General features: G+C 39.0%; 10 protein-coding genes. 8 read left to right on the top strand and 2 right to left on the bottom strand.

What is annotated here, in order from left to right; all coding sequences use genetic code 11:
- Position 1 precedes the first annotated feature (1 nt).
- Genes ACO052_RS06320 through glpK form a run of 3 tightly spaced genes read left to right on the top strand, consistent with a single transcriptional unit; the run spans position 2 to position 4,466 of the window.
- Positions 2–1,396, top strand: a complete 1,395-nt coding sequence (locus ACO052_RS06320; RefSeq protein WP_422107159.1) for an MGH1-like glycoside hydrolase domain-containing protein — start codon at positions 2–4, stop codon at positions 1,394–1,396.
- 6 nt (positions 1,397–1,402) lie between these two features.
- Entirely contained in the window at positions 1,403–2,989 is a 1,587-nt protein-coding gene (locus ACO052_RS06325; RefSeq protein ID WP_422107160.1) for an FAD-dependent oxidoreductase, read from the top strand.
- Positions 2,982–4,466: a glycerol kinase GlpK gene (gene glpK, locus ACO052_RS06330; RefSeq protein ID WP_422107161.1), complete on the top strand. Its 1,485-nt coding sequence runs from the start codon at positions 2,982–2,984 to the stop codon at positions 4,464–4,466. The genes ACO052_RS06325 and glpK overlap by 8 nt, the downstream gene beginning before the upstream one ends.
- A 288-nt stretch (positions 4,467–4,754) precedes the next feature.
- Here the strand turns inward: glpK and ACO052_RS06335 are convergent, their stop codons facing one another.
- Complete coding sequence (locus ACO052_RS06335; protein ID WP_422107162.1) at positions 4,755–5,405, bottom strand: gluconate 2-dehydrogenase subunit 3 family protein; 651 nt, start codon at positions 5,403–5,405, stop codon at positions 4,755–4,757.
- A gap of 13 nt (positions 5,406–5,418) precedes the next feature.
- Positions 5,419–7,116, bottom strand: coding sequence for a GMC oxidoreductase (locus ACO052_RS06340; protein WP_422107163.1), 1,698 nt, complete (start codon positions 7,114–7,116; stop codon positions 5,419–5,421).
- Between the two features lie 203 nt (positions 7,117–7,319).
- Between ACO052_RS06340 and ACO052_RS06345 the strand changes: the two genes are divergently transcribed.
- The 5 genes from ACO052_RS06345 to ACO052_RS06365 are packed head-to-tail and all read left to right on the top strand — an operon-like array spanning position 7,320 to position 12,531.
- The gene (locus ACO052_RS06345; protein ID WP_422107164.1) at positions 7,320–8,264 is read left to right on the top strand and encodes a sugar phosphate isomerase/epimerase family protein; all 945 of its coding nucleotides are present in this window, start codon (positions 7,320–7,322) and stop codon (positions 8,262–8,264) included.
- Positions 8,265–8,271: 7 nt separating this feature from the next.
- Positions 8,272–9,501, top strand: coding sequence for a nucleoside permease (locus ACO052_RS06350; RefSeq protein WP_422107165.1), 1,230 nt, complete (start codon positions 8,272–8,274; stop codon positions 9,499–9,501).
- 8 nt (positions 9,502–9,509) lie between these two features.
- A complete protein-coding gene (locus ACO052_RS06355; RefSeq protein WP_422107166.1) occupies positions 9,510–10,646 on the top strand; it encodes a Gfo/Idh/MocA family protein in 1,137 nt (378 codons plus the stop codon).
- A 37-nt stretch (positions 10,647–10,683) separates the two neighbouring features.
- A complete protein-coding gene (locus ACO052_RS06360; RefSeq protein ID WP_422107167.1) occupies positions 10,684–11,736 on the top strand; it encodes a sugar phosphate isomerase/epimerase family protein in 1,053 nt (350 codons plus the stop codon).
- A gap of 42 nt (positions 11,737–11,778) precedes the next feature.
- On the top strand, positions 11,779–12,531 hold the full coding sequence (locus tag ACO052_RS06365) for a 3-keto-disaccharide hydrolase (RefSeq protein WP_422107168.1): 753 nt from the start codon (positions 11,779–11,781) through the stop codon (positions 12,529–12,531).
- Positions 12,532–12,576 lie beyond the last annotated feature (45 nt).

Here is a 12,576-nt window from a genome sequence, read left to right on the forward strand (position 1 = left end):
CATGAAACGAAGAGATTTTGCAAAAAATATGGCTTTAACGGTTGGCGCTGTTGGAACAGCGTCTATTTTAACGGCCTGTAATGACGAAAAAGAACCTATAAAAAGTAGTAATGGAACTCAAGGTCATATTCACGAAGTTTCGCCTGAAGTATCTGAGGCGATGTACAAAAAAGCATTAGAAATTACCAAGAAAAAAATACGTGGCGGTGATAGCGAACCATTCTTCAAGAAACCATTCATAGATGCCGCTTTCAGTGCTAATATATTCCTTTGGGATACTTGCTTTATGTGCTGTTTTGCGAAGTATCACTTAGATGAGCTTCCCGTATATCAGGCTTTAGATAATTTTTATGACCGTATGGAAGACGACGGTTACATTTGTAGAGAATATCGACAAACAGGTGAGCCACTTTGGCCAAAAACACATCCTGTTTCTATAAATCCACCGTTATTGGCCTTTGCAGAAATCGAAATATTTAAGGTCGATAACAATATAGAGCGAATTAAAAAGGTATATCCTATTCTTAAAAAGAATTTTCAGTTTCATGTGGACAATTACATGATGGAGGATAATTTATTCTGTGGTGATACCCTTGGTATGGGCATGGATAATATTCCTAGATACCCTAGAGATTGGAAACCAACGGTGGGTAATGGAATGACACATCATGAAATAGGAGAAAAACTAAATGCCATGAGCGCCACAGCCGAAGAGAAACTCAATACCTTTATTGTAGATTATATGGAATCTATAAGTGGAGTTTGGAATAAGCAAGGTCGGCTAGTAGACTTTTCAGCTCAAATGGCGATGTACGCCATGCAATTAAAAGAAATGGCTGAAAGGATAGGAAAAACCGAAGACATTCCAGAGTTTGAGGCTATTCATAAAACAATAGCCAAAGCTATTAATGACAAGTGTTGGAATGAGGAGGATGGGTTTTATTACGATTTAGCTTTTGATAAACACATGCCTAGACGCCACATAGGGGCATATTGGACCCTTTTAGGAAAGGTAGTTCCTGACGATAAGCTAGAGCGCTTTTTGGCTCATCTTACTGATAAAAACGAATTTGACCGGATCATGCCTTTACCTGCACTTTCAGCGGCGGATCCAGATTATGTAGGTTGGGGCGACTATTGGCTTGGTGGTGTTTGGGCGCCTACGACGTATATGGTACTGAGGGGGTTATCTGCTTACGGAAAAGAAAATTTAGCAAGAGCCATCGCCAAAAAAACCTATGCCAATGTGGCCACTGTATTTGAAGCCACAGATACCTTTTGGGAAAATTATGCACCAGACTTAGTGTCTTACGGATTACCAGCAAAAAAGGACTTTTGCGGTTGGACAGGCTTGTATCCAATAGCCATGTATAATGAATATATAAAAAACCTCTAGTCTTAAATGTATAACAGAGCACATCAAAAAAAGCAATTAAAAAGCATCCAAAAATTCGATATAGTAGTCATTGGCGGAGGTGCTAGCGGGCTGGGTATTGCTGTTGATGCAGCATCGAGAGGATTTAAGGTCGCACTTTTTGAAGCTTATGACTTTGCTAAAGGCACCTCGAGCCGAAGTACAAAACTAGTCCATGGCGGAGTGCGTTATTTGGCCCAAGGCAATATAAAATTGGTCAAAGATGCTCTAAAAGAACGCGGACTCATTGAAAAGAATGTCAATCATTTGTTCAAGAGGCAAACCTTCCTCATTCCCAATTATGCGCACTGGGACAAATATTACTATGGCATAGGGCTGAAAGTCTATGATTGGCTTTCAAGCAATTTATCTATCGGGAAATCTAGGATTGTTTCGACTGATGAAGCTTCGGATCACATTCAGGAATTAAAAGTCGAAGGACTTACAGGAGGTGTCACCTATTTAGATGGTCAGTTTGATGATGCGCGGTTGGCACTCAATTTAGCGCAGACAGCAATAGAACAAGGAGCAACTGTTTTGAACTACTTTAAGGTCACTGATTTTGTAAAAAATGAAGACGGCCAAATAGAAGGTGTTGAGGTATTAGATACCGAAACCTACGAAACTATTAGGGTTAATTCTAAAGTCGTTGTTAATGCTACTGGTGTGTTTTCAAACAAGATTTTGAAGTTGGCCGGGCGAAAGAAAAAGAGTTTAAAAGTGGTGCCTAGTCAAGGGATTCATTTGGTATTCGACCGCTCATTTTTAAAGGGAAATACCGCATTAATGGTGCCTAAAACCAGTGATGGTCGCGTTTTGTTTGCCATACCTTGGCATAATAAAGTGTTAGTGGGCACGACCGACACACCTATAAAGAAACCTAAATTTGAACCTCGAGCATTCAAGGAAGAAATAGACTTTATACTGGCTACCATGGCTGAGTATTTCACTAAAGCACCAACTAGAAAGGATGTATTATCTGTTTTTGCAGGGTTGCGACCTTTGGTGGCGCCAGAAGGTGATAAGAGTAATACCAAAGAGATTTCTCGCAGCCATCAAATTATACATTCAGAAAGTGGGTTGCTCACCATTGTAGGGGGAAAGTGGACCACCTATAGAGAGATGAGTGAAGATGTTCTAAACGAAGCCATCAAGGTGCATCAGCTTAATGAAATAGAAGCAAAAACAGAAACGCTAAAGATTCATGGCAGTATTCCAGAAGAGAATAAAAATGCTATTCCTAAAGATTTATGGTACTATGGAAACGACGCTATCGAACTTCAATCATTTATAGCGTCTAATCCAGATTATGAAACACGCCTTCATCCTAATTATAAGTTTCAAAAAGGACAAGTTTATTGGGCGATACAGCATGAAATGGCACGAACTGTTGAGGATTTTTTAGCGAGGAGAATACGATTGCTTTTTATTGATGCCAAAGCTGCCATTGCCTGTTCTGAAATTGTAGCGGACATCCTTCAGGCTGAACTCAAAACATCAGACGATTGGAGAGATCGGCAAGTCGAAGATTTTAAGAACTTGGCCGAAGGCTATTTAATTCAAAACCATGACTAAAGATATTATAATTGCCTTAGACCAAGGCACGACGTCTAGTAGGACTATAGCCTATGATAAGGAAGGCGATGAGGTCACTTCGGCACAGCAAAGTTTTGAGCAGCTCTTTCCAGATAATGGATGGGTTGAGCACAATCCAGAGGTTATATGGCAATCACAATACAAAACGATTGAGCAAGTGCTCGCACAAGGTATAACTGTAGGGCAAATTGCTGGCATTGGCATCACCAACCAACGGGAGACCACAATCGTTTGGGATCGTACTACAGGACAGCCAATATATAATGCTATCGTATGGCAAGACCGAAGAACGGCATTGTTTTGTGATGGATTAAAATCACAAGGCCATTCAGATGTCATTCAAAACAAGACAGGCCTTATTATAGATGCCTATTTTTCAGCATCCAAAATTCGATGGATTTTAGATCATGTTGAAGGCGCAAGAGGTCTAGCCCAAAAGGGAGATTTATGTTTTGGAACTGTAGATACTTGGTTGATTTACAAACTAACTGAAGGACGCGTTTTTGTTACTGATGTCAGTAATGCATCGAGAACCATGCTCTTCAATATTCATGATTTATCATGGGACGAAGAATTGCTGAACATCTTTGATATTCCAAAAGCAATGCTTCCCGAAGTTAAGTCCTCTTCAGAAATTTATGGTTACACAAATTTATTTGGATCTAAGATACCTATTGCGGGTATTGCTGGCGACCAGCAAGCAGCGCTCTTTGGTCAATTGTGTACCAAAAAAGGGATGGTTAAAAACACCTATGGTACAGGCTGTTTTCTTTTGATGAATACAGGAAAAAAACCTGTACTATCGCAAAATCAGTTGTTAACAACGATAGCATGGCAAATTAATGGAAAAACACAATATGCTTTAGAAGGCAGTGTTTTTGTAGGTGGCGCTGCTGTACAATGGTTACGAGATGGTTTAAATATTATAGATGATGCCAAAGCTATTGAAGCGCTAGCTAAGGAGGTGGACGATAGCAATGGTCTAGTCGTGGTACCAGCTTTTACGGGTTTAGGCGCACCATATTGGGATCCCTATGCTAGAGGCAGTATTATGGGTATTACACGGGCTACTACCAAAGCCCATATAGCCAGAGCAACACTAGAAGGTATTGCCCTTCAGGTATATGACATTGTAAAGGCTATGGAAAATGATGCCAATATGCACATTAAGGGCTTACGTGTCGACGGTGGTGCCTCCGCCAATAATTTACTATTACAGATACAGTCCGATATTTTCAATTGTGAAGTCGTAAGGCCTAAGAATCTCGAGACCACAGCTCTAGGTGCCGCTTATTTAGCAGGTTTAGCTGTAGGCCTATACCAGAGTAAAAAGCAACTGCGAAAACAGTGGGAGGCGGATCAGGTAGTTACACCAAATACTGACAGTTCAAAGCAACAACAATTAATCAACCAATGGCATAAGGCTGTTAAACGAAGCAAAAACTGGTTGGAGTGAGATGCTTATTTTAATATGAGTTCGACGTAAGAATTGCGTATAAATATGCCTCAAACTCTTAATTTTCAGATGTTTGTCATTTCGACGGAGCGAGGTACAAGCGGCGAGAAATCTTTAGATTCAGCATAGCTAAACCGTAAGGTTCAGCGCAGCTAGATCTCAGGATAATGAGATTCCTCCTCATATTTCGTTCGGAATGACAAGGTTCTTATCTTTTATTAACTATTTTATAATTAGGTGTATATATTTATAAATTATCGAACTCAAGTTAATTATAAAAGTTAGTTTTTAAAACCTAAATCGCCTTAAGGGCAAGGCATAGGCTTTTCCGTTGGTTTCATTAATGTCTATACAACCTTCTTGCTTTGTTGGAACGGGTTTGTAGGCCATAATGCCTTCACCCACGACTTCAGAATTTCTATAGGCATGTATACAAAGGCGTCTAATGGCATGTAGCGCCACATAAGTAGTCATTTCTTCAGATATTGGTGTTTCATTTTCTATGGCCTCATTGAAGTTTTTCATTATGGTTTCGTTTTCTTCCTTAGTCTTTTTTAGAATGCGACCAAAAACGGGCTCAATGTCTTTAGGCTTTAAATCGTCTAAAACCTCAGCGTTCGCAGCTTTCATCACCAAATTCCCAAAGTTAGAAATGCCTTTTTTTAAGACATCCTGCTCTTTAAGCTCAAGAACTTCACTCGCAAATTTATCTATAAACTGCGGTGCATTCACCTCAGTGGCGCTAGGCGAATCTTCAGTTTTTGGTAAAATAACATCTGCAATTCTATTCAAGAACAGCGCTTGCTCCTCTGAAAAAAATGTTGGAATCCAATTGGCTTTTTCTTCTGCACAGCTTTCTAGTAAGCCAAAAACTGTAGGCGTTACTAAAAGCATTCCTAAAGAACCACCCAACCCTTTTATTGCTTCTCTTCTTTTCATAATTCAGCACTATTTATAGATTACCTTTTTTAAGCTCATTAACGGCATAGTTAGCTGCTCTTGCAGTTAAAGCCATATAGGTTAGTGATGGGTTTTGACACGCCGAAGATGTCATCGCAGCACCATCAGTAACAAATACATTTTTTACGCTATGTACTTGGTTATACTTATTTAAAACAGAGGTTTTGGGGTCTTTGCCCATACGAGCTGTACCCATTTCATGAATGCCTAAACCAGGAGCGCCAATGTCATCCATGGGGCGAATATCCTTAAAGCCTGCTTTGTCTAACATTTCCATGGCTTGCGTAATCATGTCTTTTCGCATTTGCAACTCATTGTCTTTAAATTCGGCATCAAAGGTAACCGTTGGTAAGCCCCATTTATCCGTATTAGTATAGTCTAAAAACATTTTATTTTCATGATAGGGTAAAGTTTCCCCAAAGCCCATTAAGCCCATACTCCAATCACCGGGTTTTAAAATGGCAGCTTTTAAGTCTTTACCATGACTAAGTTCCCGAATACTATCGGACCAATCTTCTCTACTTGCGCCACCTTGATAACCATAACCTCTTAAAAAGTTATTTTGATTGGTAGGACCTCCTAGATTTCTAAATCTTGGGATATATATGCCATTCGGCCGCCGCCCAGAGTAGTATTTGTCGTTAAAACCATCATATTTCCCAAAGGCACCAGCCTTAAAATGATGATCCATGACATTGTGACCCAATTCTCCAGAATCATTACCCATGCCTTCTGGAAATCTATCCGATTTTGAGTTTAATAAAATATAGGTGGAGGCAATGGCTGAGGCGCACAAGAAAACGATTTTGGCTTTGAATTCATGGGTTTCGTTGGTTTCTGCATCGATTATTTTTACCCCAGTAGCTTTTTTTGCGTCTTTATCGTACACAACTTCATAAACAATAGAGTTTGGACGCAAGGTCATATTTCCGGTGGCTTCGGCAGCGGGTAAGGTCGAAGAGTTACTACTAAAATACGCGCCAAATGGACAACCTCTCATGCATCGATTTCTATATTGACAATTGACACGCCCTTTTCCCGGTTTTGTACCCTCCGTAATATGTGCTGTTCTGCCAATGGTGAGTAATCTATCTTCATAATTTTGAGCGATACTCTCTTTTAAATGATTTTCAACACAATTAAGCTCCATAGGCTTTAGAAACTTACCATCTGGTAGTTGCGCTAACCCCAAATTTTGGCCACTAACACCGATGTATTCTTCAACATAATCGTACCAGGGCGCTATATCCTTGTAACGGATCGGCCAATCTACGGCGATCCCTTCTCGAGCATTGGCAGTAAAATCAATGTCGCTTAGTCGATAACTTTGTCGTCCCCACATAAGGGAGCGTCCACCAACGTGATAGCCGCGTATCCAATCAAAGCGTTTAATTTCATTATAGGGATGTTCTAGGTCATCGACAAAAAAATGGCTATGGGCTTTTTCAGTGGTGTAACCCGTTCTATGCTGTTTTTCTTGTCGCTTTATATCGGCTTGGGTGGGTAAACCACCGTTAGGCATATCCCAAGGATCTAAATTTGCCGTGGTATAATCGGTAGGGTGATTCACCATTCTACCACGTTCTAGAACTAGTGTTTTCAATCCTTTTTCACATAATTCCTTTGCGGCCCATCCACCAGAAATACCAGTTCCTACGACTATGGCATCATACTCGTTTATTTGTGTCATAATAATTCGGTTGCTGTCTTGCAGAGTTTTATTGCTTAATAACTCTAAATTGAGATTATTAATTTACTATAATTTTTGTAATTATTTTAAAATAAACAGTGAAAAAAAGGTGCTTGGGTAGGATATTCTTAAAAAACGATTTAAGTTTATGTGATTTTTAAACTCTCAGGCTTAAAATTTGATTAATAACCTTACTTTCTACAATGAAAAGACTTCACTTAATTTCTTTAACTACGCTGTTATTTATTCTGACGAGTTGTGGTGATAAGCAAAATCAAAAAGAAAAAATAAAAGTTGCAGAAGATGTACCTAAACTGAAATTGTCATTGGCGCAGTGGTCCTTACATAAAGAGATTGAAACGGGGCAACTAGATCCATTCGATTTCCCCAGAGTCGCTAAAGAACTGGGTTTTGATGCCGTTGAATGGGTAAATCAGATCTATAAAAAAGAAATGGATAGTTTGGGTTTTGATGCTGTCATCAAACGATGGAAAGAAGAGAGCGAAAAATATGGCATAAAGAATGTATTGATCATGGTGGATCATGCCGGCGATTTATCACATTCAGATAAAGACAAACGCGATGAAGCTGTTGAAATGCACAAGAAATATGTGGATGCTGCTGAATATTTAGGATGTCATGCTATTCGTGTCAACACTTTTGGGACATACAATGCTGAGGCGTGGGTCGAGGCCACTTATGACGGGTTAAAGCGATTATCTGAATATGCCAAAACAAAGAACATTAATGTGCTGGCGGAGAATCATGGCTGGTTCTCTTCAGATCCTAGATTGTTAATACCCCTAATTGAAAGCATTGGATTAGACAATTGTGGTACCCTTGCCGACTTTGGTAATTGGTGCATTAAAAGGAAAACCGATGAGAATTGGGGGGAATGTGCCGAAGAATATCCTGATAAGTATGAAGGGTTTGAAAGATTAATGACCAAAGCTCAGGCGGTTAGTGCCAAGGCCTATGAATTCGATAAAAATGGAAATGAGACCACTTTAGATTTTGAGAAGTTCAGCCATATTATAAAAAATAGTGGGTACCAAGGCTACATTAGCGTTGAGTATGAGAACGAAACTTTAAGTGAACGCGAAGGCATTTTGGCGACAAAAAACTTGTTATTAAAACACTTTAATTGAAATTATTATGAAAGCAACGACGTCTGTAAAATTGTCGATAATGATGTTTCTCGAATTTTTTATTTGGGGTGGTTGGTTTGTGACGATGGGATCTTTTCTCGGAAATAATTTAAGTGCAACTGGAGCAGAAACGGCAATGGCATATTCAACACAATCTTGGGGAGCAATTATCGCCCCTTTTATTATTGGGTTAATTGCAGATCGCTTTTTTAACGCAGAAAAGATTTTAGGCTTATTACATATCATTGGCGCAATTTTGATGTATCTGATGTCCCAGACTTCAGATTTTTCTGGTTTTTATCCTTATGTTTTAGGATATATGATTGCTTATATGCCAACTTTGGCTTTGGTCAATTCGGTATCCTTTAATCAAATGAATGACCCTGAAAAGCAATTTCCTTATGTAAGGGTTTGGGGAACTGTTGGTTGGATTGTTGCCGGATTAGTGATTAGCTTTGTCTTTAAATGGGACGCCATCGACAATATTCAAAAAGGGATGTTGTCCAATACATTTTTAATGGTTGCTGTTGCCTCAGGTATTTTAGGGATTTTTAGTTTTACACTGCCAAAAACGCCTCCAAGCATTTCAAAGGGTGAAAACGTTAGGCTTTTTGATATTTTAGGGCTAGATGCCCTAAAGTTGTTAAAAGACCGAAACTTTTTGGTGTTCTTTTTGTCCTCTGTTTTAATATGTATTCCTTTGGCGTTCTATTATCAGAATATAAGTCCGTTTTTAACTGAATATAAAGTAGAGAATTCTACAGCTTGGGCGTCTTTAGGTCAAGTTTCGGAGGTGCTCTTTATGTTGCTGTTACCATTTTTCTTCAAAAAATTTGGGTTTAAGAAGACTATTCTGTTCGGAATGTTAGCCTGGGGAATTAGATACTTGTTATTTGCCTATGGAAATTCAGGGGACTTGTTCTTTATGATCGTTTTGGGCATTGCATTACATGGCATCTGTTATGATTTCTTCTTTGTATCGGGTCAGATTTATACAGATTCTAAAGCAGGTGAAAAAGTAAAAAGTGCTGCTCAAGGCCTCATAACTTTGGCAACCTATGGTATAGGTATGTTAGTTGGTTTTTGGGTTGCAGGACAAATTGTAGATAAAAATTTGATAAGCGAGGGGTTGCACAATTGGAAGAATATTTGGGTATTCCCCGCCATTTTTGCAGTAGTTGTTTTAGTGATTTTTGCTGTGTTATTTAAAGATGAAAAGGTAGAATATAAAGATTAGTAATTGGCATGAGCAAGAAAATTAGACTTGGGGTTTTAGGTGGAGGAAGCGATTCTCTAATAGGTGTGCTACATCGCGTCGCATCAACAATGTATGATCGTTTTGAATTAATCGGAGGTGCATTCAGTTCATCTCTTGATGACAGTATAAAATTCGCGCATCAACTCGGGATGTCGACAGCACAAGTTTATAAAGATTTAGACACATTAATTGAAGAAGAACTAAAGCTTCCAGAAGAAAAGAGAATGGAAGTGGTATCTATATTGACGCCAAATTTTCTGCATTTTCCAATGGCTAAAAAGTTATTGGAAAATGGATTCAACGTCATCTGTGAAAAACCAATGACAACAACTTATGACGAAGCAAAAATTTTGCATCAAACCTTGACAAAGGCAAAAACTATTTTTGCTGTGACGTATACATATACAGGTTATCCAATGGTGCGTCAAATGCGCCAAATGATTGCTGAAGGTGCCATTGGTCATATTCAGAAAATGGATGCCCAATATTATCAAGGTTGGATTAATCCCATCATTCACGATAAAGAAAAACGAAAATCTACGTGGCGACTAGACCCTGAAAAATCGGGAATCAGTTGTTGTATAGGTGACATTGGCACACATGCTTTTGATATGTTAGAGTATGTATCTGGCTTAAGGGTAAGCACCATATTAGCCGATCTTAATTATTTATATGCCGATAATCAAATGGACATCGACGGCACCGTTTTACTGCGTTGCCAAAATGAAGTAAAAGGTGTTCTAAGAGCTAGTCAGATTGCGACCGGTGAAGAAAATAATTTTACCGTACAGATTTATGGGGATAAAGCCGGATTAAAATGGGAACAAGAAAATCCTAATTATTTATACCTGATGGAAGAAGGTAAACCTTTACAGGTGTTAAAACCTGGGCACGCTTATAACAGTGCGCTATCTTTAGATGGGACAAAGCTTCCGCCAGGGCATCCTGAAGGTATATTTGATGCCATGGGTAATATTTATAAAGGTGTCGCCAAAGCCATAAGAAATGAAGACTATGACCATGCTGAATACCCAACGATACTAGATGGTATTAGAGGCATGAAATTTATTGAGAAAGCCATAGAATCTCACAAAAATGGAAACGTCTGGGTTAGTCTTGATTAATTCATGGCCTATGCTACCTCATATAAAACGATAATAAATGAAAACAATAAAAGGACCTGCAGTTTTTTTAGCGCAGTTTGTTGATAATGAGAAACCATTTAATTCTTTAGATGGAATTTGTAAATGGGCAAGCGACTTGGGCTATAAAGGTGTTCAAATTCCAACATGGGAAAGTAGCTTAATCGACTTAGATAAAGCGGCAGAGAGTAAAACCTATTGTGACGAGTTAAAGGGCAGAATTGCGTCTTATGGATTAGAAATAACGGAGCTTTCTACACACTTACAAGGACAGTTGGTAGCTGTGCATTCGGCTTACGACGTCATGTTCGATAATTTTGCACCAGAAGCCTATAAAAATAACCCTAAGGCGAGAACCGAATGGGCTGTGCAACAAGTTAAGAATGCTGCAAAGGCGAGTGCGCATTTGGGTTTAAAAACGCACGCTACATTTTCAGGGGCTTTACTTTGGCATACAATGCATCCTTGGCCACAGCGCCCAAACGGACTAGTGGAAATGGGTTTTGAAGAGCTCGCAAAACGATGGTTACCCATTTTGAATTATTTCGACGAGTGTGGTGTTGATGTGTGTTATGAAATTCATCCAGGAGAAGACTTACACGATGGCGTTACGTTCGAACGCTTTTTAGAGGCAACAAATAACCATAAAAGGGTTAACATATTATATGACCCATCGCACTTTGTTTTACAGCAATTGGATTATATAGCCTATATAGATCATTACCATCAATTTATAAAATCATTTCATGTTAAAGATGCTGAATTTAACCCCACAGGGAAAAAAGGGGTGTTTGGTGGCTATTCCGATTGGATTGATCGCGCAGGTAGATATCGTTCTTTGGGCGATGGACAAATAGATTTTAAAACGATATTTTCTAAGCTCACGCAATACGGTTGTGATGTTTGGGCTGTTATGGAGTGGGAATGCTGTATTAAGAGCCCAGAGCAAGGTGCAAGGGAAGGCGCTACGTTTATACAAGATCATATTATTGAGGCTACTGAAAAAAGATTCGATGATTTTGCTGGGGATGACATTGATGAGCAAAAACTAAAAGACATACTTAATTTATAGATGATGAGGATTAATCATTCGTTTTGTTCAGTCTTGATCCTAATGCTATTGATTTTAGCTTGTCAAAATGTGGAGCAAAAAGCACAGGTGGAAGTAGCCGCTAAAGTCGAACCAACACAACCCGAGGAGACTGAAATTTGGGAACCCAAACCGCCAAGCGTAAAACCATATAGTAAAGGCGGAGCACCATCAGATGCGATTATTTTGTTTGATGGCTCTAATTTTGATGAATGGATGTCTAGTAAGGATAGCACAGCCGTAAAATGGGTTTTAAATGACGACGGAAGTATGACTGTAAAGGATAAAACGGGCGATATTCAAACAAAGAAAAATTTTGGTAGCATACAGTTACATTTAGAATGGCGTTCTAATCCCGAGAATAAAGCTACGAATCAAAATAGAAGTAATAGTGGTGTGTTTTTGCAGAATAGGTATGAGGTTCAAATTTTGGATAACAACGACAACCCCACTTATGTCAATGGTCAAGTCGCTTCTATTTATAAACAGTCCATTCCGTTAGCTATGGCCTCTGTCACGACAGGTGAATGGAATAGTTATGATATTATTTTTCATGCGCCGGAGTTTAATAATGATGGCGATAAAACCAAATCAGGCACTATTACAGTACTGCATAATGGCGTTTTGGTTCAAGATCATTTTGAATTGCAGGGAACAACTGAGTACATTGGCTGGCCTAAAAATGAGGCTCACGGAAAAGCACCAATAAAACTGCAGGATCATAATGATCAAAGTGGAGTGAGTTTCAGAAATGTTTGGGTAAGAGAGTTGGATTAGTTTATAGGATCTAGTTAAAGGTTAAAGTAAAGCCCTTGCAGTTAC

This window comes from Winogradskyella sp. (assembly GCF_965228925.1).
GTDB lineage: Bacteria > Bacteroidota > Bacteroidia > Flavobacteriales > Flavobacteriaceae > Winogradskyella.

Excerpts from the sequence above, each read along its gene's own strand:
- ACO052_RS06320 (WP_422107159.1), top strand. The coding sequence starts at position 2 with ATGAAACGAAGAGATTTTGCAAAAAATATGGCTTTAACGGTTGGCGCT.
- ACO052_RS06325 (WP_422107160.1), top strand. The coding sequence starts at position 1,403 with ATGTATAACAGAGCACATCAAAAAAAGCAATTAAAAAGCATCCAAAAA.
- glpK (WP_422107161.1), top strand. The coding sequence starts at position 2,982 with ATGACTAAAGATATTATAATTGCCTTAGACCAAGGCACGACGTCTAGT.
- ACO052_RS06335 (WP_422107162.1), bottom strand. The coding sequence starts at position 5,405 with ATGAAAAGAAGAGAAGCAATAAAAGGGTTGGGTGGTTCTTTAGGAATG.
- ACO052_RS06340 (WP_422107163.1), bottom strand. The coding sequence starts at position 7,116 with ATGACACAAATAAACGAGTATGATGCCATAGTCGTAGGAACTGGTATT.
- ACO052_RS06345 (WP_422107164.1), top strand. The coding sequence starts at position 7,320 with ATGAAAAGACTTCACTTAATTTCTTTAACTACGCTGTTATTTATTCTG.
- ACO052_RS06350 (WP_422107165.1), top strand. The coding sequence starts at position 8,272 with ATGAAAGCAACGACGTCTGTAAAATTGTCGATAATGATGTTTCTCGAA.
- ACO052_RS06355 (WP_422107166.1), top strand. The coding sequence starts at position 9,510 with ATGAGCAAGAAAATTAGACTTGGGGTTTTAGGTGGAGGAAGCGATTCT.
- ACO052_RS06360 (WP_422107167.1), top strand. The coding sequence starts at position 10,684 with ATGAAAACAATAAAAGGACCTGCAGTTTTTTTAGCGCAGTTTGTTGAT.
- ACO052_RS06365 (WP_422107168.1), top strand. The coding sequence starts at position 11,779 with ATGCTATTGATTTTAGCTTGTCAAAATGTGGAGCAAAAAGCACAGGTG.